We start from the raw sequence: 23,155 nt of genomic DNA, 5'->3' as shown, positions 1-23,155 counted from the left end.
ACTCGGAAATGAACACGCGTTCGAAGGCTATCGAATCGGGATCAACCCCGCCCCACCGACACGCCTAGCCCTCCCCCACCCGAGTGGCGATCATCGTCGCGCCCGGTCCGGTGTCCGGCGAGCACCCGGCATGCCCGCGCGGTCCTCGGCGAAGCCGCCGCTACGGCCCGTCGTGGCCCGGGGTCCAGGACTCCGGGGACCCCGAGTCGGTCAGGATCGGCTGGTACTCCCGGAAGCCGCCGGGCGCGTCCGGCTCCCACGGGAACTTCCCCTCGTCGGGGCTGGAGACGATCAGCTGCAACGCCGGGAAGTCCGGCCCGCTGTAGACCAGGAACGCGCTGCCCAGGTACTCCGGGTAGTGCTGCAGCGAGATCTTCTCGAAGGTGACCGGGCAGCCCTGCAGGAAGCCCTCGTAGACCACGCCCGGCTTGAACCGCTCGCCCTGCCCGGCGCGCTGCACGTAGGTGTTCACCACCGCGTGCGCGACCTCCTGGGGCAGGCCGATCACCACGACCTCCGGCTTGCCGAAGCGCCGCCAGGCTCCCACCGAGAACGCGTACGCCGGACCGCTGCCGTCCTCCGCGACGTGCATCACCGCGGCGCCGTGCTGCTCCGCGGTGTTGACCATCCACCTGCGCAGACCCTCATCCGTGTCGACCACGGCGTCATTGTGCACGCACCGGCAAACCCCAGGACCCACCGGACCACATCGGACACCCGCAGCGCTCGACCCCGAGCACTGCGCGCACGCGCCCGCCGGGATCCGGCACCGGTTTCCGGGTTCAGCGCACCGCGCTGCGGTTGCCGCTACTCGCGATCCCCTCGCCCTGGTCGATCGTGTGCAGCAACCGCTTGGCGTCGTCGATGGCGAGCAGCAGGCCCGCTCGGATCGGCGGCGAGGTGTGGTCGTCGTAGGCGCTCAAGTTGGCCTTGTCCAGGTACTCCAGCCGCATGATCAAGGTGCGCAACGCGTCGTGAGCGTTCATCTCGGCCTCCCCAGTCTCCCCGCCGGCAACTGGTTCCCAGCATGCGCCGAGAGCCCGGAACCGGGAGGGCCGATGGTCCCCGACCCGCACCCTTTCGGGCCGCCCGCGCAGCCTGACCGCGCGCGTCGGCGGCCACCGGCGTCACCAGGGGCTTTCGCCCCTGTCCCGCGCACCGTCCCGGGAGGACGCTCGGAGCAACCGCATCTCCGGATGCCGCTGGGGGGTTGATCCGAATGACCACCGAACAGCCTTACTTCCCGCCACCAGGGCCACCGGCGATGGCACCCCGCGCACCCACGAACGGCATGTCGGTGGCCGCGCTGGTGCTGGGCATCGTCGGAGTGGCACCACTGGCGGTGATCTTCGGTCACATCGCGGTGCACGACATCAAGAACAATCCGCCGCAGTCGGGGCAGGGCATGGCCATCGCCGGCCTCGTGCTGGGCTACGTGGCCCTGGCGGGATGGGCGATCTTGATCGTCCTGTTCACGATCCTCGCGATCGGAGCGGCCAGCACCGGCGTGGCCGGGTAGCGCGCGGGCGCGCGCCGACGGAGCGGGTGAGCCAGCGATGAATCCCAGCAGGTGGGTGGTGCTGATCGCGGGCCTGGCGCTGGCCTCGTCCGGATGCTTCGGCACGGCGGAGGAGAAACCAGCACCGGCGCCGCCTCCCACGACGCAGCAGGTGGAACCCGCCCCGGCTCCGGCCGAGGCCCCCGCGGACAACTGCGCGCTGGATCCGGCGGACATGGACGCCAAGACGAAAGCCCAGTGCGGCCTGCCGGTCGGCGAGCCGTCGACGCAGACCTCGGGCGCGACCACGCCGCCCGAGGGCGACGCGCAGGCGCCCGAGGACGATTCCAGCGTCCCGCAGACCGACCCGGACTCACCGCTCTACCAGCAGTACCGGGAGCAGACCGGGTACCCGTACTCGGAACAGCAGTACGACCAGCTGCCCGGTTATCAGCAGTGCGGCACGGCCTGCGGGAAGGAACCCACCAGCGGCGAGGTCCAGCAGCAGTGGGGCTGCGAGCAGGGATACATCACCGAGGGCTGCTGACCGGGGACGCGAGAACCTCCGGCCGCGCGGTGCGGACGCCGGCCGCTGCACGTCAGCCGACGTCGGCCACACCCCTCACCGGCGACGTCGAGCGCGCTTGCGCCGACGGGCAAGCAGACCCGCGGAACTGCCATCTCGACCGCCGTACCTCCTGGACTAGCTCCTCGATCCGGGCCGGCGGGCTGCGACGATTGCCGCGCCGACCGAGCCAGGACTTTGCCCCTACTGCGCATATCGCCCGAGAGGGACCATTCAGTCATCGCTGGGTTTCTGAGGACCTGATTCGGATGAGCGAGAAACGTCCTCGTCGCCACGTGCTGCGCTACCGAGAACTCGAGCGGGCCTAGACCTGACGCAGCCACGGCGCGAGCCGCATCCGGCGCATCGAGCCCGCCGGTGAAAAGCATTCTCCCCCACCGCTGTCGGCGACGACATCTCCGATCCACCCCTCTCCTCGGGGGCTAAGGAGATCGTTATGACCTTTCAAGAACCGATGCCGGTCGTCGTTCGCAACGGCATGGGAATCTCCGCCCTGGTCCTGGGAATCGTCGGGCTCTTGTTCGCCTGGATCCCCTTCGTGGGCTCGCTCGGGTTCGTGCTCGGGATTTTGACCGTCGTCCTCGGCGGGGCCGGAATCTACGGTTCGCAACACGGTGACGACGACTTGCAGATCAACTCGATCACGCTCACTGCGCAGCACGACGGGCGCGTGGCCCAGCAGGATTACCTGTCCGGCGACCTGCTGCCGAACGCTCAGCTCCGACCGGGCGGGGAGACGGCGTTCACCACCGTCTACGAGGTCGGCGCCGGGCCCGGCGAACTTCAGATCTCGGTGCAACCGAACTACTTCGCCGAGGACACCGTCTGCTTCACGGGCCAGTTCCAGCCATGATGCGGTGGCGTTTCCCGCAGCTGCTCGGCTGACCATTCGTCAACGAACGTCCCTCCCCGGCCTTCGGACCGGGGAGGGACTTCTTGAGCGAAACCGACCCCCAGGCCTTTCGGCCCTACTGCGCAAACCGCCCGAAGGGGATTCTTTCATCATCACTGGGGCCGCCTTGGGGGATGATTCGGATGAGCGCGAAGAGTTCTCACGCTCCGAAATCGGCACGGGGGCCCGGATCCTACGCGGCTCTGATCGCTGGTCTAGCGCTCGCGCTGTCCGGCTGCTTCGGCGCCGCGGAAGACGACAAACCCGCCCCCGCGCCGCCCCCGGCGTCGGAGCAGCAGCCTCCGGACGCGGCCCCGCCGCCCCCGGCTCCGGCTGAACAAGCGCCCGCGGACAACTGCGGGCTCGATCCGGCAGACATGGACGACGCGACCAAGGTCCAATGCGGGTTGGCTCCCGAGCCGACCGCTCCGATCGAGTGCACCGGCAACAGCGTGCCCGTTCAATCGTTGGCCGACGGCTCCTGGTACTGCGACTACTCCGGCGGGACGGGTGAAGAAGCGGTGCCGTTCGAAGGTGACCACTCGTTCGAAACCTTCTGCCGCGAGGGATTGCTCGGACCCGAACAGGGGTGCCCGACTGCTTACACACCCGAAGACGACGGGCCGGGAAGCTTGTACACGCACCCGGAATCACCGATGTATCAAGGCGGAGCCGACTGCACCTGGGGAAGCGGCCCGACCGTGCACTGCACGGGCCCGAACGGGTCGTACTCCTTCGAGGACGGCACCGGAGGCTGATATCGCACAGCCGTCGAGAGCGCCGATCACCGTAGCGATGCTCTCCGGCACATCCTGAAGGGCAAAGAACCCCTCCCCAGCTCCGGCACGGGAGGGGCTCCTCGCGTTCAAGAACCTATTCGAGGCCGGCTTCGCTTCCGAAGCGAAGCCGGCCTCTCATTGGTCAGCTGTTCGCACCCAGGGAATTGCGTTCCAGCACGCCCCCGGCACGTGCTCGGTTGACGCGCTGGCGCCCCGGGAGCGACGACTCGACGCCACGGCCGACCCCGTCGCTCGGGGGCCGGCCGGTGGGGGTTGTGGGAGGTCAGCCGACCTCGGCCATGACCTCGTCGGAGACGTCGAAGGCCGCGTAGACGTTCTGCACGTCGTCGCAGTCCTCCAGGGCTTCGATGAGCTTGAAGATCTTGCGGGCGCCCTCGGCGTCGAGCTCGACGTTGGTGGTGGCCAGGAAGCTGGTCTCGGACGAGTCGTACTCGATGCCCGCGGCCTGCACCGCCTTGCGGACCTCGACCAGGTCGCTCGGCTCGGTGAGGACCTCGAAGGTCTCGCCGAGGTCGTTGATCTCCTCGGCCCCGGCTTCGAGCACCACGGCGAGCAGGTCGTCCTCGGTCATCCCGTTCTTGGGCACCAGCAGCACGCCGCGGCGGTTGAACATGTAGGAGACCGAACCGGCGTCGGCCATCGAGCCGCCGTTGCGGGTCATCGCGGTGCGGACCTCGCCCGCGGCGCGGTTCTTGTTGTCGGTCAGGCACTCCACCAGCACGCCGACGCCGTTGGGCGCGTAGCCCTCGTACATGATCGTCTGCCAGTCGGCGCCGCCGGCTTCCTCGCCTGCGCCGCGCTTGCGCGCGCGCTCGATGTTGTCGGCGGGAACGGAGTTCTTCCGCGCCTTCTGCATGGCGTCGTACAGCGTGGGGTTGCCCTCGGGATCGCCTCCACCGGTGCGGGCGGCAACCTCAACGTTCTTGATCAGCTTCGCGAAGAGCTTGCCGCGCTTGGCGTCGAGGGCGGCCTTCTTGTGCTTGGTGGTGGCCCACTTGGAGTGGCCGCTCATCTCTCCTCCGTCTTTCCACGCCTGCGCTGCGGTTTCAGCGCGCGCGGACGATCTGTACGAAATAGCGGTGCACGCGCTCGTCCCCCTCGACCAGTTCCGGGTGGAAGGCCGTGGCGAGCACCGCTCCCTGCTGAACCGCAACGATCCTACCGGCGGCCTCCGAGCGCTCGGACACATCCGGCCCATCCGGCACGGTGGCCAGCACCGACACGCCGTCGCCGATCTTGTCCACCCACGGGGCGCGGATGAACACCGCGTGCACCGGGTCGTCGACGCCGGCGAAGTCCAGGTCCGTCTCGAAGGAGTCGACCTGCCGTCCGAACGCGTTCCGGCGCACGGTCACGTCCAGCGCGCCCAGCGGACGCACAGCAGGAGCTGCGGCTCCGTCCCCACCATCGCACACCGCGGCGGACAGCATGATCATCCCGGCGCACGACCCGTACGCGGGCAGCCCGTCGGCGAGTCGTTCGCGCAGCGGCTCGTAGAGGTCGAAGATGTCCAGCAGCCGGGTCATCGTCGTCGACTCGCCCCCGGGCAGCACGATGCCGTGCAGCCCGTCGAGCTCCTCGGCCCGCCGCACGGGCCGCGCGGTCACCCCGCAGCGCTCCAGCGCCGCGACGTGCTCGGCGACCCCGCCCTGCAATGCCAGCACCCCGACAACAGGCGTACCCAAAGCTCACTCCTCCTCACCCCGTCACCCACCCAGGTCACCACCGCCGATCTCCATGGAAATCGCCCCGGCGAAAACCATGGAATTCGCCGGGGTGATTTCTAGGGTTCTTGGCGCGGATGGGCGGGTCGGGCGTGTTGTTCCGGTTGGTCACCAGCCCCGGTCGGCGTAGCGCTGGGTCTCCGGGAGGTCGGTGACGTTGAGGCCGACCATGGCCTCGCCCAGGCCGCGGGAGACCTTGGCCACCACGTCCGGGTCGTCGTAGAAGGTGGTGGCCTTGACGATGGCCTCGGCGCGCTTGGCCGGGTCGCCGGACTTGAAGATGCCCGATCCCACGAACACGCCCTCGGCGCCGAGCTGGCGCATCATCGCCGCGTCGGCCGGGGTGGCGATGCCGCCGGCGGTGAACAGCACGACCGGCAGCGAGCCGGTGCGCGCGATCTCCTGGACCAGCGGCAGCGGCGACTGCAGCTCCTTGGCCGCCACGTAGAGCTCGTCGGCGTCGAGCACCGACAGCTTGCGGATGTCCGCGCGGATCTGGCGCATGTGCCGGGTGGCCTCGACGACGTTGCCGGTGCCGGCCTCGCCCTTGGAGCGGATCATCGCCGCGCCCTCGCCGATGCGGCGCAGCGCCTCGCCGAGGTTGGTCGCGCCGCAGACGAACGGCGCGGTGAAGGCCCACTTGTCGATGTGGTTGGCCTCGTCGGCCGGGGTGAGCACCTCGGACTCGTCGATGTAGTCCACGCCCAGCGACTGCAGGACCTGGGCCTCGACGAAGTGGCCGATGCGCGCCTTGGCCATCACCGGGATGGACACCGAGCTCACGATGCCCTCGATCATGTCCGGGTCCGACATCCGGGCCACGCCGCCCTGCGCGCGGATGTCCGCGGGCACCCGCTCCAGGGCCATGACCGCGACCGCGCCGGCCTGCTCGGCGATCTTCGCCTGCTCCGGGGTGACCACGTCCATGATCACGCCGCCCTTGAGCATCTCGGCCATCCCGCGCTTCACGCCGTCGGTGCCGGTGGACGCCACGTCCGCAGTAGCCAACTTCGACCATCCTCGAGAGTTCGTCGGTTCTTCCGACACCAGGCTAGATGCGAACTGGACCATCGCCACGGTCCAGTCGATGCCAATTTCAGTAGTCCACTTCGCAGTGCGGAAGCGTCATCCGACGGTGCCCTTGCACCCCGGAGGACCCGGGTGTGTGATCGGAGACACATCCGCACGCGCGCCCGAGCGCCTTCTCCCCAGGGAGCGAGCCATGGGAAGCAAGCAATCCGGCACACCAGGAGGGCCGGGCATCCCGGCCCCCGAAGATCCCGCGCAGATCCGCAACGTGGTGCTGGTCGGCCCGTCCGCGGCGGGCAAGACCACCCTGGTCGAGGCGATGCTGGCGGCCACCTCGACGATCCCGCGCTCCGGCGCGGTCACCGAGGGCAGCACCGTCTGCGACCACGAGCCCGCCGCGATCGAGCAGCAGCGATCGATCGCGGTGTCCATCGCCCCGCTGCAGCACGGCGAGCACAAGATCAACCTGATCGACACGCCCGGCTACGCGGACTTCGTCGGCGAGCTGCGCGCGGGCCTGCGCGCCGCCGACGCGGCCCTGTTCGTGGTGGCCGCGACCGAGGGCGTGGACGCCGCGACCACGGCGATCTGGCACGAGTGCGCCGCGGTCGGCATGCCCCGCGCGGTGGTCATCTCCCGGCTCGACCAGCCGCGCGCCGACTTCGAAACGGCCCTGCTGACCTGCCAGGACGCCTTCGGCTCCGGCGTGCTGCCGCTGTACCTGCCGATGATGGACGGCGAGCAGCCGGTCGGCCTGCTCGGTTGCCTGACCGGCAGCCGCTACACCGCCGACGGCGTGCACCCGGCCACCGACGACCAGCTGGCGATGCTGGAGCAACCGCGCGGCGAGCTGATCGAAGCGATCATCTCCGAGAGCGAGGACGAGTCGCTGATGGACCGCTACCTCGGCGGCGAGCAGATCGGCGAGGACGTGCTGATCGCCGATCTGGAGAAGGCGGTCGCGGGCGGGGGCCTGCACCCGGTGCTGCCGGTCTCGGCGCTCAACGGGGTCGGCGTGGAGCAGATCCTGGACGGGATCCGCCGCGGCTTCCCGAGCCCGCTGGAGCACGTGCTGCCCGAGTTCACCGATCCGCAGGGCGGCAACCCCCGCGTGCTGACGCCGGACCCGGACGGTCCGCTGGCCGCCGAGGTGGTGCACACCTCGGTCGACTCCTACGTCGGGCGCGTCTCGCTGGCCAGGGTGTTCTCCGGGACGATGCTGCCCGAGCGGCCGGTGCACGTCTCCGGGCACGGCATGGCCGAGCGCGGCCACCCCGACCACGACGAGGACGAGCGGGTCGCCCACCTGTACTCACCGCTGGGGCCGAACCTGCGCGAGGTCCCGCGCTGCGTGGCGGGCGACCTGTGCGCGCTGACCAAGATCGGCTCGGCCGAGACCGGCGACACGCTGTCCGACCCGGCCGACCCGCTGCTGCTGACGCCCTGGCCGATGCCCGAACCGCAGCTGCCGATGGCGGTCACCGCGCACAACCGCAGCGACGAGGACGCGCTGGCGCGCAACCTCAACCGGCTCATCGCCGCCGACCCGAGCCTGCGCCTGGAGCGCGACACCGAGACCCACCAGCTGGTGCTGTGGTGCACGGGCGAGGCGCACGCCGAGGTGGTGCTGCAGCGGCTGCGCGAGGGCGGCGCCGAGGTGGACACCGAACCGGTGCGGGTCCCGCTGCGGCAGACCTTCGCGCAGGCGGCCAAGGGGCACGGCAGGCACGTCAAGCAGTCCGGCGGCCACGGCCAGTACGCGGTCTGCGACATCGAGGTCGAACCGCTGCCGCGCGGATCGGGCGTGGAGTTCGCCGAGAAGGTCGTCGGCGGCGCGGTGCCCAGGCAGTTCATCCCGAGCGTGGAGAAGGGCGCGCGGGCGCAGCTGGCCAGGGGCATCACCGAGGGCTGCCCGGTGGTGGACGTGCGGATCACGCTGGTCGACGGCAAGGCGCACAGCGTGGACTCCTCGGACCAGGCCTTCCAGGCGGCGGGGGCGCTGGCGGTCAAGGTCGCCGCCGAGCAGGCCGGGATGCAGACCCTGGAGCCGGTCGACGAGGTCTCGGTGCACATCCCCGAGGAGCACCTGGGCGCGATCCTGGGCGACCTGTCCAGCCGGCGCGGCAAGGTCATCGGAACCGAGCCGGAGGACGGCGGGTGGACGGTGGTGCGCGCGCACGTGCCCGCCAGCGAGCTCACCCGCTACACGGTCAACATCCGCTCGCTGACCTCGGGCAGCGCGACCTTCACCCGCCACTTCGAAGCCTTCGAGCCCATGCCGGACAACCTCGTCCCGAAGTGAGCCCCGCAGTTCGGCCTGAACCCGCACCCCTGGGGGCGCGGTTTCAGGCCGAACTGCTCACTCGCCCACCGAGCGGTGGACCGCGAGGAGGCGCTGGACGATGGTCGCCAGCGCCAGCACCACCAGCACCCAGATCGCCACGTCCAGGACGTGCGGCACGCCGAGGCCGTGCAGGCCGGTGCCGGTGAGCACGATCAGGAACCGCTCGGCCCGCTCGGCCAGGCCGCCGTCGGCCCGCAGGCCGTTGGCCTCCGCGCGCGCCTTGACGTAGGAGATCACCTGCGCGGCCACCAGGCAGATCAGCAGACCCGCCCCGCGCACCCGGTCGCCGTCGACGACCAGCGCCCACCAGGTCAGCGAGCCGAAGAGGACGCCGTCGACCAGCCGGTCGCAGCTGGCGTCGAGCACGCCGCCGAAGCGGGTCACGCTGCCGCCCACCCGCGCCATCGCGCCGTCGAGGACGTCGAAGAGCAGGAACACCGCGGTCACCACGGTTCCGACGAACAGCTCACCGCGCGGGAAGAACCACAGCGCCGATGCGGCGGCGGCCAGCGTTCCGGCCGCGGTCACCGCGTTCGGCGTCAGGCCGAAGCGGACCAGCGCCGCACCGACCGGATTGGTCAACCGGGCAAGGCTCGCCCGCGCGAAGATGTTGAGCATGAGTCTTCAGGTGCCCGCCGTGGATCCGTCGTAGCCGATTCCCCTCCCCGCAGATTAGCCGCGCTCCGATCACCCCGGACACCTGGTTCGAACCGCTCGGGCAGAAGTGACGTCCGCCATACCCAGGAATGGTTGAAACTTCAACATAGTTTGGCAGGATGGGCCCCAACAGCGACGAAGACCTCTTGGAGGAAGCAATGACCGCGACCGAGCAGATCCCCGGCTACGCCGTCGGCACCTGGGACATCGACACCGTCCACTCGGACATCATCTTCAGCGTCCGGCACATGGGCGTCGGCAAGTCCAAGGGCCGCTTCGGCACCTTCTCCGGCGAGATCGTCACCGCGGCCAACCCGCTCGAGTCCTCGGTGACCGCGACGATCGACATCACCTCGATCGACACCCGCAACGCCGACCGGGACGCGCACGTGCGCAGCGCCGACTTCTTCGACGCCGAGCAGTTCCCGACCGCGACCTTCCGCTCCACCGGCGTGCGGCAGGACGGCGAGGACTTCCTCATCGACGGCGAGCTCACCCTCAAGGGCGTCACCAAGCCGGTCACCCTGGAGACCGAGCTCGGCGGCTTCAACGGCGAGGGCCTGGTCGGCCTGTCGGCCAGCACCACGATCAACCGCACCGACTTCGGCGTCGGCCCGGCCGGCGGCGCGATGATCGGCGAGAAGGTCACCCTGACCCTCGACATCGAGGCCCAGCTGCGCAGCTGAGCGGCGGGTCGCGCGCCCGAGGCGCCGCCCGCACCGCGACGACGAAGAGGAGCAGGACCAGCACCCCCGGCGCTGGTCCTGCTCCTCTCGTTTCCCCGGAGGCCTACTCCGCTCGGGACCAGGCGTCGGCGAGCAGCTGGCGGGTCTCCCCGAGCAGCTGCGGCAGGACCTTGGTGTGGCCGATGACCGGCATGAAGTTGGAGTCGCCGCCCCAGCGCGGCACCACGTGCTGGTGCAGGTGAGCGGCGATGCCCGCCCCGGCCACCGGACCCTGGTTGAGCCCGATGTTGAACCCGTGCGGCGCCGAGACCGCCCGGATCACCCGCATCGCCCGCTGGGTGTACTCCGCGACCGCGACCGTCTCCTCCGGCGTGAGCTCGGTGTAGTCGGCCACGTGCCGGTAGGGCAGCACCATCAGGTGCCCCGGGTTGTACGGGTAGAGGTTCAGGATCGCGAAGACCAGCTCGTCCCGGGCCACGATCAGGGTCGCGTCGTCGGGCTTGCCCGACTCCACCAGGCGGCAGAACGGGCAGCCGTCGCTGTCCTCGCCTTCCGGCTTGTTCTCGCCCTGGATGTAGGCCATCCGGTGCGGGGTCCACAGCCGCTGCAGCGCGTCCGGGACCCCGACGCCCTCCTGCGCCGTCAGCTCAACGCCCTCGGGTCCGCTCACGCCTTCTCCACCGCGAAGTTCTCGGCGTTCGGCGAGGCGTTCTCCCGCCGCTGCACCCAGTCGGCCAGCGCCCGCACCGCGTCGTCGACCGGCACGCCGTTGATCTGCGAGCCGTCGCGGAACCGGAACGACACCGCCCCGGCCTCGACGTCCTTGCCACCGGCCAGCAGCAGGAACGGGACCTTCTGCGTGGTGTGGTTGCGGATCTTCTTCTGCATCCGGTCGTCGCTGGTGTCGATGTCCACCCGAAGGCCCTCCGCGCGCAGCGCCGCGGCCACGCCGCGCAGGTGCTCCACGTGCTCGTCGGCGATCGGGATGCCCATCACCTGCACCGGCGAGAGCCAGGCCGGGAACGCGCCCGCGTAGTGCTCGGTGAGCACGCCGAAGAACCGCTCGATCGAGCCGAACAGCGCCCGGTGGATCTTGATCGGCCGCTGCTTGCTGCCGTCCGGGCCGGTGTACTCCAGGTCGAACCGCTCCGGCAGGTGGTAGTCGACCTGGATGGTCGACATCTGCCAGGTGCGGCCCAGCGCGTCCCGGGCCTGCACCGAGATCTTCGGGCCGTAGAAGGCCGCGCCGCCCGGGTCGGGCACCAGCTCGAGGCCGGACTCCTCGGCGGCGCTGCGCAGCGCCTCGGTGGCCACGTCCCAGCTCTCGTCGTCGCCGACGTACTTCTCGTCGTTGCGGGTGGACAGCTCCAGGTAGAAGTCGTCCAGGCCGTAGTCGCGCAGCAGGTCCAGCACGAACCCGAGCAGCGACTTGAGCTCGTCCTGCAGCTGCTCGGGCATGACGTAGATGTGCGCGTCGTCCTGGGTCATGCCGCGCACCCGGGTCAGCCCGTGCACCACGCCGGACTTCTCGTAGCGGTAGACCGACCCGAACTCGAACATCCGCAGCGGCAGCTCGCGGTAGGAGCGCCCGCGCGAGCGGAAGATCAGGTTGTGGAACGGGCAGTTCATCGGCTTGAGGTAGTAGTCCACGCCCGGCTTGCGGACCTCGCCCTCGGCGTCGCGCTCCTCGTCGAGGTGCATCGCCGGGAACATGCCGTCCTGGTACCAGTCCAGGTGCCCGGAGGTCTTGAACAGCGCGTCCTTGGTGATGTGCGGCGAGTTGACGAACTCGTAGCCTGCCTCCTCGTGCCGCTTGCGGGAGTAGTCCTCCAGCTCGCGGCGGATGATGCCGCCCCTGGGGTGGAACACCGGCAGGCCGGAACCGATCTCGTCCGGGAAGGAGAACAGGTCCAGCTCGGCACCCAGCCGGCGGTGGTCCCGGCGCTCGGCCTCGGCCAGCCACTCCAGGTGCTCGTCGAGCTTCTCCTTGGACTCCCAGGCGGTGCCGTAGACGCGCTGCAGCTGCTGGTTGTTCTGGTCGCCGCGCCAGTAGGCGGCGGCCACCCGGGTGAGCTTGACCGCGGGGATGAACCGGGTGTGCGGCACGTGCGGGCCGCGGCAGAGGTCGCCCCAGACCCGCTCGCCGTGCCGGTCGATGTTGTCGTAGACGGTCAGCTCACCGCCGCCGACCTCCATGACCTCGCTGGTGTCCACGTCGGACTTGAGGTCGACCAGCTCCAGCTTGTACGGCTCGTCGGCCAGCTCCCGCTTGGCCTCGTCGGTGGACTCCACCAGGCGGCGGGAGAACTTCTGGCCGGACTTGAGGATCTGCTTCACGCGCTTCTCCAGCGCCTGCAGGTCCTCCGGGGTGAAGGGCTTCTCGACGTCGAAGTCGTAGTAGAAGCCGTCCTTGACCGGCGGGCCGATGCCCAGCTTGGCGTCCGGGAACAGGTCCTGCACCGCCTGCGCCAGCACGTGCGCGGCGGAGTGCCGGATGACGCTGCGGCCGTCCTCGGTCTCGGCGGCCACCGCCTCGACCTCGGCGTCGCTCTCCGGAGCCCAGTCCAGGTCGCGCAGGGCGCCCTCGGCGTCGCGGACCACCACGACCGCCTCGGGTCCCTTGCTCGGCAGCCCCGCCTCGGCGACGGCTGCGCCCGCAGTGGTGCCCGCCGGAACCTTCACCCGGGGTGCTTGCTGGGCGTGGGAAGGCTGTACGGACACGATCACTCCTAGACTGGGCCGGAGCGCGCTCCGGCACTGGGGGTTAACGGCTTCGCCACCCGATGCTATCGGCCACCGGTGACCGGACGACGCGCAGCTCCGCGTGCGCGGCCCTAGCGCGCAGCGGTGGCTTCCAGCTCCAGGGCCGCGAGGCGCTCGCCCGCGTAGGGGCCCAGGACGGTGCGCACGCCGACCTCGCGGAGGCGGTCGGCCTGCAGCGCGTCCTGGACACCGCTGGCCATCACCGGCAGGCCCATCAGGTCGGCGGCCTGGGCCGCCGCGCGCACCAGGTGCGCGTCCAGCGCGTCCGGGCCGTCCGGATCGGCGAAGGCGGCCAGGTGCGGCCCGTCCACCCGCACGCCGTGCAGCGGCAGCCGCCGGAGCCGGTTCAGCCGGGTGTAGTCGTCGCCGAACTGGTAGACGATCAGCCGGATGCCCATCTCGGCGAAGATCTCCACGGTGTCGACCGGATCTCCCTCGTGGTCGAACAGCGCGGGCTCGGGCATGCCCAGCGCGAGCCGGTCCGGCGGCAGCCCGCTGTCGGCGAGCATCCGCTGGACGTCGTTGACCAGCTCGGGGTCCCGGCAGTGCCGCCGCGACAGGTTCATCACCGCGATCGGGGCGTTCGGTCCGAGCCGCTCGCTCCACCGGGCCGCGTGCTCGCAGACCTGCTCCATGGCCCACCGGCCGAGCCGGGTGATCAGCCCGGTCTCCTCGGCCAGGCCGAGGAACGCGTCCTGCCCCAGCTCGCCGAACTCGGGGTGGTCCCAGCGGATCGTGGCAGCCGCGCCGACCGTCCGACCCCTGACCAGGTTCCACCCGGCCAGGTCCCCGTCGCTGAGCGAGACGATCGGCTCGTACTCCACGAACAGCTCGTACTGGTCGAGCGCGGCGGGCAGGGCCGCGGAGAGCTTGAAGCGGTCGCGGGCCCGCGCGTTGCGCTCGGCGTCGAAGAGCACCCACTGCGCGCGCCCGTCCTCCTTGGCGCGGTAGAGGGTGATGTCGGCGTCGCGCAGCAGGCACTCGCCGTCGGTCTCGGCCACCGGTCGCTCGACCACGCCGACGCTGGCCGAGGCGGACAGCTCGTGGCTGCCGATCCGGCACGGCCGGGTGATCTCGGCGAGCATCGCCTCGACCTGCTCGACCAGGTCGGTGGCCCCGGAGGTGTCGGGCACCAGCACCACGAACTCGTCCCCGCCCATCCGGGCGGCCAGCGCCCCCATCTCGGCGGCCCGGGCCTGGATGCGCTGGGCGACCGCGCGCAGCAGCTGGTCGCCGACGGCGTGCCCGAGGCTGTCGTTGACCGCCTTGAACCCGTCGAGGTCGAAGAAGCACAGCCCCACCCGGCGGCCCGGGTGGGTGGGCTCCAGCGCCTTGTCCAGGCTGGTCTGCAGCTGGGTGCGGTTGGCCAGCCCGGTCAGCGGGTCGTGCACCGCCTGCCGCCGGAACTGCTCCTGGAGCATGTGCCGGTCGGTGATGTCCTCGTAGAGCAGCACCTGGTAGTCCGGGCCGCCGGCGGGGTCGCGCACCAGCGAGGCCGACAGCTGGGTCCAGATGTGCGAGCCGTGCTGCTCGGTGAACCGGGTCTCCAGCTGGTAGCGGTCCACCCGGCCGCGCACCAGGTCGGCGTTGGCCGCGGTGAGCTCGCCCAGCCAGGTCTGGTCGGTGAGCTCGAAGATCGTCCGGCCCACCAGCTCGTCGGTGCGGCGGCGGAAGATCCGCGTCATCGACGGGTTGATCTCCTCGATCACGCCGTCGAGGGTGACCACCGCGATGCCCAGCGCCGAGGAGGCGAACACCGCGCGGGAGCGGGCCTCGGAGGAGCGCAGCGCGGTCTCGGCCGCCGAGCGGGCGTCCAGCACCGACTTCTTGATCAGCTCCTGCTGGTCGAGGGTCTGCTCGCGCAGCGCCCCGGAGAACCCGGAGGCCACCGCGCCGAGCACCTCGACCAGCCGCTGCTGCCCCACCCGCGCGCCGCGCGGCAGCACGGTGCCCAGGTGCGTCACGGTGCGCTGCAGCGCGACCGGGCTGGTGAAGTGCACCTGGACCAGCCGCTCGCCGGCCAGCCGGGCCGATTCGAGCGGGCCGTCGCAGGCGGTGCGGACGTCGTCGAGGCACTTGGCCAGGAACGCCTCGAGCTCGGGGCGCCCCATCGGGACGTAGCTGGTGTGGATGATCTCGCGGGCCCACTGCCGGACGGCCTCGCGATGCTCATCACCGCCGAGGCTTCCTTCGGAGGCAGACATTCCATTCACCTTCTGGGCACCGACCGGACGAGCCTGCGCGGCCCGCCCGGTCGCCGATGTGCGTTCAGCGCTTGCGACCGACGAGCCCGTAGACGATGGACTCCTCGGGATTGTCGGTGACGTCCTCGGGATCGTCGGGGCGCCACTCCGGCACGTAGACGACTCCCGGCTCCACCAGCTCGAAGTCCGAGACCAGCTCGGCGACCTCGTCCCGGGTGCGCAGCGTGACCGGGTTGGTGGAGTTCTCGTAGAGCTTGACCAGCCCCTCGGTTCCCTCGGGGTAGTCGTCGCCGGTCACGTGCGAGAAGCCCAGGTAGCTGCCCGAGGGCAGCCGGTCGTGGTACCGGCGGATCAACTCGCCGGGCTTGTCCGCGGGCGGGACGAAGTGCACCAGCGCCACCATCATCACCGCGACCGGCTGCGAGAAGTCCAGCAACCGGCGGGTTTCCGGCGCTTCGAGGACGGCGTCGACGTCCCGCAGGTCGGCCTGCACGATCGCGGCGTTGTCCTGGCCCTCCAGGATGGTGCGGCTGTGCGCCACGGCGACCGGTTCGTTGTCGACGTAGACGACGCGGGCTCGCGGGTCCACCGCGTGCACGATCTCGTGCACGTTGCCCGCCGTGGGGATCCCGGAACCGATGTCGAGGAACTGGCGGATGCCGCGCTCCAGGCAGTACCGCACGGCGCGGCGCAGGAAAGCCCGGTTGTGCAGGGCGATCTCGCGCACGTTCGGCACCACTTCCAAGACCTTGCGGCCCAGTTCGCGGTCGACGGCGAAGTTGTGCGCTCCGCCCAGGTAGAAGTCGTAGCAACGCGCTGCGCTCGGGGTGTCGAGGTCGACACCCTCGGGTATCCAGTCGGGCTGCTCCATGAATCAGACCTCCCGGTGGTGGTCTCGCGGGGAACGCGGCCGACCTGCGGCCGCGGAGAGCGCTTCGACCGACGTCGTCCGGTGGGGAGCCGGGGACGTTGATCAAGGAGCCCCATCGTACTGTCACTGACCGCAGTCAGTCACCCACCCGGCGTCGCGAAACCTGCCCGGGTCGGGGAGAGCATCAACCGCGACCCGTGACGAAGCCGCCGATCTCGCCGGCCGACAGCCGGTCGCCGACGTACGGGCCCTGGATCATCGAGACGCCGAGCTCGACCAACCGCGCCGCCTGCCGCTCGTGCTCCACCCCCGCGGCCAGCACCGGCAGCTCCAGCAGCCGGGCGGCCCCGACCGCGCTGCTCACCAGGTGCTCGCTGAGCGGGTCGGCTCCCCCGGGATCGGCCAACCCGGACAGGAACGGCCCGTCCAGCCGCACCCCCGCCAGCGGCAGGTCGCGCAGCCGGTCCACCCGGGTGTAGCGGGAGCCGAACTCGTGCACGAACAACCGGATCCCGAGCTCGGCGAAGATCTCCAAGGTGTCCACCGGATCGCCCTGGTGGTCGAACAGCGCGCTCTCCGGCAGGCACAGCACCAGCGATTCGGCGGGCAGCCCGGTGCGCGCCAGGACGTCGCGAACCTCCCGCACGAGATCGGGCTCGCGGCAGTGCCGGGCCGACAACGTCACCGCGACCAGCGGGGCGCTCCGGCCGAGCTCGCCCACCCAGCGCGCGGCGTGCTCGCCCGCCTGCTCCAGCGTCCAGCCGCCGAGGCGGGTCAGCAGCCCGGTCTCCTCGGCCAGGCCGGCGAAGCGCTCCGCGCCCAGCTCGCCGAGCTCCGGGTGGTCCCAGCGGACGGTGGCCGCCGCGGCGATCACCGAGCCGCCGGGGACGTCGAGCACCGGTTCGTACTCGACGAACAGCTCGTTGGACTGCAGCGCCGCGGGCAGCGCGGCCGACAGCCGGAAGTTCTCGTGCTCGCGGGCGTTGCGCTCGGGGTCGTACAAGACCCACAGCGCGCGACCGTCCCGCTTGGCCCGGTAGAGCGTGATGTCGGCATCCCGCAGCAGCGCGTCGGCGTCGGTGCCGACCACTTCGCGCTCGACGATCCCGACGCTTGCCGAAGCGGTCAGCTCGTGCTGACCGATGCGGATCGGCCGGGTGATCTCGGCGAGCAGCCGCTCGACCAGGTCGATCACCGCGGTCGCGTCGATGGAGTCCGGGATGACCACGGCGAACTCGTCGCCGCTGGTGCGCGCCACCACGGCGCTGTCCGGGGCGGCCAGCACCCGCAACCTGCGGGCCACCTCGCGCAGCAGCCCGTTGCCCGAGCGGTGGCCGAGGCTGTCGTTGACCGCCTTGAAGCCGTCCAGGTCGAACAGGCACAGCCCGACACGCCTGCCCGGGTACACCGGGGTGAGCGCGGCGTGCAGGCAGCTCTCCAGCTGCGTGCGGTTGGCCAGCCCGGTCAGCGGGTCCTGCACCGCCTGCCGCCGGAACTGCTCCTGCAGCAGGTGCCGGTGGGTGATGTCCTCGTAGAGCAGCACCAGGTAGTCGGGTTCGCCCTGCGCGTCGCGCACCAGCGCGGGCGAGATCCGGGTCCACAGCTCGCTGTCGTCCGGCAGCGTGTAGCGCACGTCCAGCGCCGCGCGGTCCTCGGCGCCGGCGGCCAGCTCGGCCAGCGCCCCGGTGACCCCGGCGCGCCACCGCTGATCGGCCAGGTCGGTGATCAGCACCCCGACGAGCTCGCCGGGATCGCGACCGAACATCGCGCCCAGCGCGGGGTTGGCCTCGGTGATCACGCCGTTGGTGCCGGCCAGCGCCACGCCCAGCGCCGCCGAGTCGAACACCGCGTCGAACCGCGCCCGGCTGGCCCGCAGCGCCTCGTCGCCGACCTGGCGGGTGTGCCCGACGGCGTGCTTGAGCACGACCTCCTGCTCGTCGACGGTCTTCTCGCGCAGCTTGCCGGCGAACCCGGCCGCGAACTCGCCCAGCACGCCGAACAGCCGCTCCGGGGCGACCTCGGGCAGCAGCTCGGGCAGCTCCAGCGCCAGCAGCTTCAACGAGCGCGAGAGCATCGCCGGGCTGGTGAAGTGCAGCGGAACCAGATCGGCCCCCGCCTGCCGGGCCTCGCCGGCGCGGTCCGGGCACGCGAGCTCGCCGAGCACGTGCTCCAGGCAGTCGGCCAACTGGTCGTCGACATCGCTGCGCTGCAGCGGAACGTAGCCGGCGTGGGCGATCTCGTGCTTCCACCGCCGGACGAGCTCCAGTCGGTCCACCTTGGTGATCACGGTTCGGCTCCGTCGGGTCCGTGTGGCCTTCGCCGCATTCCCAACTCCGCGTCCTCGACATTCCGTCACCACGCGTGGTTGAACGGAACCGGACGCCCCAGCGCGGTTAATCAAGTCAGGATCTTACTGTCACGCACCGCGTCGGGTCACGCACTCACGGCAGAAGGATCCGGACGAATGCCGTCCACGCGGGGCGAACACCCGGTGCGCAGCGCAGGTGATCTGCGGCACCGCGACGTCGGCCCAGGCCAGCGCGCTATGAGCATTGTCACCAGCCCGCATCGCGGGATCGGGGGTAAGGCGGCCCTAAGCTGGAATCGATTCCGCGCAGAGCAGCCGCCCGGACTTCCGGGCGAGCGCCCGCGCGGCTTCGTAGTCGAGCGCGCCGAGCACGGCGCACAGGAGGAGAGTGCATGACCCGCCCGTTGCGCGTCGCGATCGTCGGGGCCGGCCCGGCCGGCGTTTACGCCGCCGACATCCTGACCAAGTCCGAGACCCCGGTCGAGATCGACCTGCTGGACCGGATGCCTGCACCCTACGGCCTGATCCGCTACGGCGTGGCTCCTGACCACCCGCGCATCAAGGGCATCGTGTCCGCCCTGCAGCGGATCATGGAGAAGCCGGAGATCCGGTTCCTCGGGCACGTCAACTACGGCGTCGACCTCAAGCTGGAGGACCTGCAGCGCCACTACGACTCGGTCATCTTCGCCACCGGGGCCGACCAGGACCGCCCGCTGGACATCCCGGGCATCGATCTCAAGGGCAGCCACGGCGCCGCGGAGTTCGTCTACTGGTACGACGGCTACCCGGAGGCCCCGCGCGACTGGACCCTCGACGGCGAGCAGGTCGCGGTGATCGGCGCCGGCAACGTCGCGCTGGACGTGGCGCGCGTGCTGGCCAAGCAGGCCGACGACCTGCTGACCACCGAGATCCCGGACAACGTCCACGCCGGGCTGCAGGACTCCAAGGTCACCGACGTCCACCTGTTCGCCCGGCGCGGCCCGGCGCAGGCCAAGTTCACCCCGCTGGAGCTGCGCGAGCTCGACCACCAGGACGAGGTCGAGATCATCCTGCACCCGGAGGGCTTCGACCTGGACGAGGCCAGCGAAGAGGACATCCGGACCAACAACCAGACCAAGACCATCGTCAAGACCCTGCAGGACTGGGCGCTGCGCGACCCGCAGTACGACACCAAGCGGCGGCTGCACCTGCACTTCCTGCGCGCTCCGGTCGCGGTGGAGGGCACCGACCGGGTCGAGGGCTTCAAGGTCGAGGTCATGGAGCTCACCGGCGACGGCAACGTGCGCGGCACCGGCGAGTACGAGACCTACCCGGTCCAGCAGGTCTACCGCGCGGTCGGCTACCTGAGCTCGTCGATCCCGGACATCCCGTTCGACCACAACGAGGGCACGGTGCCCAACGAGGGCGGCCGGGTGCTGGACCTCGACGGCGAGCGCATCCCCGGCGTGTACACCACCGGCTGGATCAAGCGGGGCCCGGTCGGCCTGATCGGCCACACCAAGGGCGACGCGCTGGAGACGATCAACAACCTGCTGGCCGACCTCGACGACCTGCCCAAGGCCGAGCAGCCCTCGGGCGACAGCATCATCGCGCTGCTGGAGGAGCGGGGCGTGGAGTACACGACCTGGGAGGGCTGGATGAAGCTGAACTCCCACGAGCAGTCGCTCGGCGAGCAGCAGGGCCGCGAGCGCATCAAGGTCGTCCCCCGCGAGGACATGGTCAAGATCTCCCGCGAGCCCTGATTCCCCCTTCTTCATCAAGAGTCCCGTCACGCTCGGCGTGGCGGGACTCTTGATGAGAGGAGGCCGGGCGCTGTCAGCCGAGCGCGTCGGCGCGGGTGGCCCGGTGGCCGAACAAGCCGCCCGCCGCGGTGATGAGCGCCAGGACCATCAGCAGCAGGGCCGTGGACCAGGACTGCTCGCCGCTGGCGATCAGCAGGGCGCTGGCGATCAGCGGGACGAACCCGCTGAGCAGGCCGCTGAGGTTGGACGAGATCGCCACACCGCTGTAGCGCAGGTGCACCGGGAACAACCCGGCCAGCAGCGAACCGGACACCGCGTACGGGATGGACAGGCAGTTGATCCCCAGCGTCACCGCGACGATCACCAGCACCGGGTTGCGCGTGTCGATCATCCAGAACACCGGGAAGGCCGCCAGCGCCGAGAGCACCCCGCCGAACAGGCAGACCTTGCCGGGGCTGAACCGGTCGGCCAGCCTGCCGCCGAAGATCAGGGTCACGATCTCGGCGGCCGCGGCGAACAGCGTGGCGCCCAGCATCAGCGACTTCGGCAGCCCCAGCTGCCCGACGCCGTAGCTGATCACGAAGGTGGTCAGGAGGTAGAACCCGCCGATGCCGATCAGCGAGGCCGCGATGCCGATGAGCACCTGGCGCCACGCGGTGCGGAACAGCTCCACCGCAGGCACCGAAGCGCGGTCGTGCTCGGCGAGCATCTGCTCGAACAGCGGCGACTCCCCGACCCGCCGCCGCAGGTAGAGCGCGATGCCCAGCAGCGGGAAGGCGGCCAGGAACGGCAGGCGCCAGCCCCAGGCGTCGAACGACTCGTCCGGCAGCGTCGCGACCAGGTAGAAGCCGCCCGAGGACAGCAGGGTGCCGACCGGTGAGCCGATCTGCGGCAGCGCCGCGAACCGGCCGCGCTGCTCGGGCGGGGCGTGCTCGACGGCGAGCGTGACCGCACCGCCCCACTCGCCGCCGACCGCGATCCCCTGCAGCACGCGCAGCGAGGTCAGCAGCAGCGGCGCGGCCAGGCCGATCACCATGAAGTCCGGCAGCAGGCCGATGAGGCCGGTGACCACGCTGATCAGGGTGACCGTGATGAGCAGGCTGCGCCTGCGGCCGATGCGGTCCCCCAGGTGCCCGAACAGCAGGGCGCCGAGCGGGCGGGCGACGAAACCGACCGCGAACGAGGCGAACGCGGCCAGGGTGGCCACCGCCGGGTCGCCGGTCGCGAAGTACAGCCGGTCGAAGACGATCGACGCGGCCGTGCCGTAGAGGAAGTAGTCGTACCACTCCAGGGCGGTGCCGACGAACGCGGCGAACGCGACCTTGCGCGCCTCTGTGGGATCGATGCGTGCCGGGCTTGCCGGACCAGCTGTCTCGGTCACGGTGCCTCCCTGTTCTGCCGATCAGGTGGGAACTGCTGCGAACTCCTCCGCGCCGTGCACCGCGCGACCGGCGACGAACGTGGCGCGCACGTCGATGTCGCCGATCGCCGAGCCGGGTGCGGTGGTCGGGTCGGCGTCGAGCAGCACGAGGTCGGCGAACATGCCCGCGGCGATGCGTCCCCGCTGGTGTTCCTGACCCGCCGCCCACGCCGCGTGGGTGGTGTAGGCGCGCAGCGCCTCGGTCGCGTCGACGCGCTCCTCCGGGCTGAGCACCCGCCCGGCCTTGGTCGTGCGCTCGACCATCGAGCGGATCCCCAGCAGCGGCGCGCCGTTGGACACGCACGGCCGGTCCGAGCTGCCGGGCACCACCAGCCCGGCGTCCAGGAAGGACCGCTGCCGGTACAACCACGGGACGCGCTCCTCGCCGACGGCCTCGACCATGGTGTCGCCGATCTCGTGGAGGAACCGGGACTGCGGCACCGGGATGACCCCGAGGGCGGCCATCCGGGAGAGCTGGTCGGGGCGCACCATCCCCGCGTGCTCGATGCGGTGCCGCGCGTCCGGGCGCGGGGTCTCGCGCTGCGCGGCCTCGAAGGACTCCAGCGCGAGGTCGATCGCGCGGTCGCCGATGGCGTGCGCGGCGACCCGCCAACCACCGCGGTGCGCGGTGCGGATCCGCTCGCGCAGCACGTCGGGATCGTCGCCGAGCACGCCGCGGCCGCCGTGCCCGTGGAAGGGTTCGGTGACCGCGGCGGTGCGGCTGGACAGCGCGCCGTCGGTGAAGATCTTCATCGGCCCGATGCGCAGGAACTCGTCGCCGAAACCGCTGCGCAGCCCCAGGTCCAGGCCGAAGGCGTCCGGCCCGACCCCGTGCAGCACCTCGGTGGCCGGCATCAGCTCGACCCGCAGCGGCAGCTCGCCGCGCTGCCGCGCGAGCTGGTAGGCGGCCGCCTCGGCCGGGCTGTGCCCGATCCAGCCGCCGCCGATCCCGGCCTCGGTGACGTGCGTGAGCCCCTCCGCGGCGTAGCGCTTCGCGGCCCGGCCGATCGCGGCGGCCAGCTCCTCCACCGGGTAGGGCTTGACCAGCGCGTCCACCAGCTGCTGGGCCTGCTCGGCGAGCAGCCCGGTCGGCTCGCCGCCCGCGGAGCGCTCGACCACGCCGCCCTCCGGCACCCGCGCCGACCCGTCCAGAACGCCGGCCTCGGCCAGGATTCGGGTGCTGGCCACGCACATGTGCGCCGAGCGGTGCTTGAGCCACACCGGCCTGCCGCCGCCCGCGCGATCGAGCCCGGCGCGGTCCGGGTGGCCGCCGATGACGAAGTCGTCGTAGCCCGATCCGATCACCCAGCCGTCCGAGGGCAGCTCGGCGGCCTTGGCGGCGACCAGGTCGTAGAGCTCCTCGGCCGATGCGCAACCGGACAGGTCCAGCTCGGCCAGCGACAGCCCGTACCAGACCATGTGGTTGTGCGAGTCGGCGAAACCCGGTGTCACGACCGCGCCGTCGCCGTCGATCACCCGCCGGGCGGGCAGGTCGGCGATCTCGGCGTCCACGCCGACGATCCGCCCGCCGAGCACGCCGACGGCGTGCGCGGTGGGGTGCTGCGGGTCCATGGTCAGCGCGCGCACGTCGCGCAGCAGCAGGTCCAGCACTTCGTTCCCTTCCTCGGTTC

20 protein-coding genes are annotated in these 23,155 nt (G+C 71.1%); 7 read left to right on the top strand and 13 right to left on the bottom strand.

Annotation, left to right across the window (positions count from 1 at the left end; genetic code table 11):
- Positions 1 to 160: 160 nt before the first annotated feature.
- Together ACFQRI_RS20040 and ACFQRI_RS20035 are read right to left on the bottom strand one after the other, a co-directional pair.
- Positions 161 to 628 (bottom strand): DUF4262 domain-containing protein, encoded by a 468-nt coding sequence (locus tag ACFQRI_RS20040; protein ID WP_380671098.1) that lies wholly within the window; start codon positions 626 to 628, stop codon positions 161 to 163.
- Positions 629 to 782: 154 nt separating this feature from the next.
- Positions 783 to 986, bottom strand: coding sequence for a hypothetical protein (locus tag ACFQRI_RS20035; RefSeq protein WP_380670867.1), 204 nt, complete (start codon positions 984 to 986; stop codon positions 783 to 785).
- A gap of 233 nt (positions 987 to 1,219) precedes the next feature.
- Between ACFQRI_RS20035 and ACFQRI_RS20030 the strand changes: the two genes are divergently transcribed.
- The 4 genes from ACFQRI_RS20030 (at position 1,220) to ACFQRI_RS20015 (ending at position 3,734) form a co-directional block, all read left to right on the top strand.
- On the top strand, positions 1,220 to 1,519 hold the full coding sequence (locus ACFQRI_RS20030; RefSeq protein ID WP_380670865.1) for a DUF4190 domain-containing protein: 300 nt from the start codon (positions 1,220 to 1,222) through the stop codon (positions 1,517 to 1,519).
- A 37-nt stretch (positions 1,520 to 1,556) separates the two neighbouring features.
- Positions 1,557 to 2,045, top strand: coding sequence for a hypothetical protein (locus tag ACFQRI_RS20025; protein ID WP_380670861.1), 489 nt, complete (start codon positions 1,557 to 1,559; stop codon positions 2,043 to 2,045).
- Between the two features lie 475 nt (positions 2,046 to 2,520).
- Entirely contained in the window at positions 2,521 to 2,937 is a 417-nt protein-coding gene (locus ACFQRI_RS20020) for a hypothetical protein (protein ID WP_380670859.1), read from the top strand.
- Between the two features lie 416 nt (positions 2,938 to 3,353).
- Complete coding sequence (locus ACFQRI_RS20015) at positions 3,354 to 3,734, top strand: hypothetical protein (protein WP_380670857.1); 381 nt, start codon at positions 3,354 to 3,356, stop codon at positions 3,732 to 3,734.
- A 304-nt stretch (positions 3,735 to 4,038) separates the two neighbouring features.
- Here the strand turns inward: ACFQRI_RS20015 and ACFQRI_RS20010 are convergent, their stop codons facing one another.
- From ACFQRI_RS20010 to pdxS, 3 genes are all read right to left on the bottom strand, one after another.
- Positions 4,039 to 4,788 carry a YebC/PmpR family DNA-binding transcriptional regulator gene (locus ACFQRI_RS20010; RefSeq protein WP_380670855.1) on the bottom strand — a complete coding sequence of 250 codons (750 nt, stop codon included), beginning with the start codon at positions 4,786 to 4,788 and terminating at the stop codon, positions 4,039 to 4,041.
- 34 nt (positions 4,789 to 4,822) lie between these two features.
- On the bottom strand, positions 4,823 to 5,461 hold the full coding sequence (gene pdxT / locus ACFQRI_RS20005; RefSeq protein ID WP_380670853.1) for a pyridoxal 5'-phosphate synthase glutaminase subunit PdxT: 639 nt from the start codon (positions 5,459 to 5,461) through the stop codon (positions 4,823 to 4,825).
- A 147-nt stretch (positions 5,462 to 5,608) separates the two neighbouring features.
- A complete protein-coding gene (gene pdxS, locus ACFQRI_RS20000) occupies positions 5,609 to 6,547 on the bottom strand; it encodes a pyridoxal 5'-phosphate synthase lyase subunit PdxS (protein ID WP_380670851.1) in 939 nt (312 codons plus the stop codon).
- 175 nt (positions 6,548 to 6,722) lie between these two features.
- Between pdxS and ACFQRI_RS19995 the strand changes: the two genes are divergently transcribed.
- Positions 6,723 to 8,831, top strand: coding sequence for an elongation factor G-like protein EF-G2 (locus ACFQRI_RS19995; protein WP_380670849.1), 2,109 nt, complete (start codon positions 6,723 to 6,725; stop codon positions 8,829 to 8,831).
- A 57-nt stretch (positions 8,832 to 8,888) separates the two neighbouring features.
- On the opposite strand, the gene pgsA is transcribed toward ACFQRI_RS19995, so the two are convergent.
- Positions 8,889 to 9,491: a phosphatidylinositol phosphate synthase gene (gene pgsA, locus ACFQRI_RS19990; protein WP_380670847.1), complete on the bottom strand. Its 603-nt coding sequence runs from the start codon at positions 9,489 to 9,491 to the stop codon at positions 8,889 to 8,891.
- Positions 9,492 to 9,688: 197 nt separating this feature from the next.
- On the opposite strand from pgsA, the gene ACFQRI_RS19985 reads away from it, so the two are divergent.
- Positions 9,689 to 10,216 (top strand): YceI family protein, encoded by a 528-nt coding sequence (locus tag ACFQRI_RS19985; protein WP_380670845.1) that lies wholly within the window; start codon positions 9,689 to 9,691, stop codon positions 10,214 to 10,216.
- A gap of 103 nt (positions 10,217 to 10,319) precedes the next feature.
- On the opposite strand, the gene ACFQRI_RS19980 is transcribed toward ACFQRI_RS19985, so the two are convergent.
- The 5 genes from ACFQRI_RS19980 to ACFQRI_RS19960 form a co-directional block, all read right to left on the bottom strand.
- Entirely contained in the window at positions 10,320 to 10,799 is a 480-nt protein-coding gene (locus ACFQRI_RS19980) for an HIT family protein (protein ID WP_380671096.1), read from the bottom strand.
- 83 nt (positions 10,800 to 10,882) lie between these two features.
- On the bottom strand, positions 10,883 to 12,898 hold the full coding sequence (thrS, locus tag ACFQRI_RS19975) for a threonine--tRNA ligase (RefSeq protein WP_380671094.1): 2,016 nt from the start codon (positions 12,896 to 12,898) through the stop codon (positions 10,883 to 10,885).
- 152 nt (positions 12,899 to 13,050) lie between these two features.
- Positions 13,051 to 15,183 (bottom strand): putative bifunctional diguanylate cyclase/phosphodiesterase, encoded by a 2,133-nt coding sequence (locus ACFQRI_RS19970; RefSeq protein ID WP_380670843.1) that lies wholly within the window; start codon positions 15,181 to 15,183, stop codon positions 13,051 to 13,053.
- 64 nt (positions 15,184 to 15,247) lie between these two features.
- The gene (locus tag ACFQRI_RS19965; protein ID WP_380670841.1) at positions 15,248 to 16,054 is read right to left on the bottom strand and encodes an SAM-dependent methyltransferase; all 807 of its coding nucleotides are present in this window, start codon (positions 16,052 to 16,054) and stop codon (positions 15,248 to 15,250) included.
- Between the two features lie 184 nt (positions 16,055 to 16,238).
- Complete coding sequence (locus ACFQRI_RS19960) at positions 16,239 to 18,341, bottom strand: putative bifunctional diguanylate cyclase/phosphodiesterase (protein ID WP_380670839.1); 2,103 nt, start codon at positions 18,339 to 18,341, stop codon at positions 16,239 to 16,241.
- A 413-nt stretch (positions 18,342 to 18,754) separates the two neighbouring features.
- On the opposite strand from ACFQRI_RS19960, the gene ACFQRI_RS19955 reads away from it, so the two are divergent.
- Positions 18,755 to 20,104, top strand: a complete 1,350-nt coding sequence (locus tag ACFQRI_RS19955; protein ID WP_380670837.1) for an FAD-dependent oxidoreductase — start codon at positions 18,755 to 18,757, stop codon at positions 20,102 to 20,104.
- A 73-nt stretch (positions 20,105 to 20,177) separates the two neighbouring features.
- Here the strand turns inward: ACFQRI_RS19955 and ACFQRI_RS19950 are convergent, their stop codons facing one another.
- Together ACFQRI_RS19950 and ACFQRI_RS19945 are read right to left on the bottom strand one after the other, a co-directional pair.
- Entirely contained in the window at positions 20,178 to 21,485 is a 1,308-nt protein-coding gene (locus tag ACFQRI_RS19950) for an MFS transporter (protein ID WP_380670835.1), read from the bottom strand.
- A 21-nt stretch (positions 21,486 to 21,506) separates the two neighbouring features.
- Positions 21,507 to 23,135 (bottom strand): amidohydrolase, encoded by a 1,629-nt coding sequence (locus ACFQRI_RS19945; RefSeq protein ID WP_380670834.1) that lies wholly within the window; start codon positions 23,133 to 23,135, stop codon positions 21,507 to 21,509.
- Positions 23,136 to 23,155: the final 20 nt, after the last annotated feature.

The sequence above is a fragment of the Saccharopolyspora griseoalba genome (assembly GCF_042665275.1).
GTDB lineage: Bacteria > Actinomycetota > Actinomycetes > Mycobacteriales > Pseudonocardiaceae > Saccharopolyspora > Saccharopolyspora griseoalba.
This window is presented reverse-complemented; position numbering and strand designations above follow the sequence as displayed.

Coding starts and splice junctions, on each gene's coding strand:
- ACFQRI_RS20040 (WP_380671098.1), bottom strand. CDS start 628: ATGGTCAACACCGCGGAGCAGCACGGCGCCGCGGTGATGCACGTCGCG.
- ACFQRI_RS20035 (WP_380670867.1), bottom strand. CDS start 986: ATGAACGCTCACGACGCGTTGCGCACCTTGATCATGCGGCTGGAGTAC.
- ACFQRI_RS20030 (WP_380670865.1), top strand. CDS start 1,220: ATGACCACCGAACAGCCTTACTTCCCGCCACCAGGGCCACCGGCGATG.
- ACFQRI_RS20025 (WP_380670861.1), top strand. CDS start 1,557: ATGAATCCCAGCAGGTGGGTGGTGCTGATCGCGGGCCTGGCGCTGGCC.
- ACFQRI_RS20020 (WP_380670859.1), top strand. CDS start 2,521: ATGACCTTTCAAGAACCGATGCCGGTCGTCGTTCGCAACGGCATGGGA.
- ACFQRI_RS20015 (WP_380670857.1), top strand. CDS start 3,354: ATGGACGACGCGACCAAGGTCCAATGCGGGTTGGCTCCCGAGCCGACC.
- ACFQRI_RS20010 (WP_380670855.1), bottom strand. CDS start 4,788: ATGAGCGGCCACTCCAAGTGGGCCACCACCAAGCACAAGAAGGCCGCC.
- ACFQRI_RS19995 (WP_380670849.1), top strand. CDS start 6,723: ATGGGAAGCAAGCAATCCGGCACACCAGGAGGGCCGGGCATCCCGGCC.
- pgsA (WP_380670847.1), bottom strand. CDS start 9,491: ATGCTCAACATCTTCGCGCGGGCGAGCCTTGCCCGGTTGACCAATCCG.
- ACFQRI_RS19985 (WP_380670845.1), top strand. CDS start 9,689: ATGACCGCGACCGAGCAGATCCCCGGCTACGCCGTCGGCACCTGGGAC.
- ACFQRI_RS19980 (WP_380671096.1), bottom strand. CDS start 10,799: ATGGCCTACATCCAGGGCGAGAACAAGCCGGAAGGCGAGGACAGCGAC.
- ACFQRI_RS19970 (WP_380670843.1), bottom strand. CDS start 15,183: ATGTCTGCCTCCGAAGGAAGCCTCGGCGGTGATGAGCATCGCGAGGCC.
- ACFQRI_RS19965 (WP_380670841.1), bottom strand. CDS start 16,054: ATGGAGCAGCCCGACTGGATACCCGAGGGTGTCGACCTCGACACCCCG.
- ACFQRI_RS19955 (WP_380670837.1), top strand. CDS start 18,755: ATGACCCGCCCGTTGCGCGTCGCGATCGTCGGGGCCGGCCCGGCCGGC.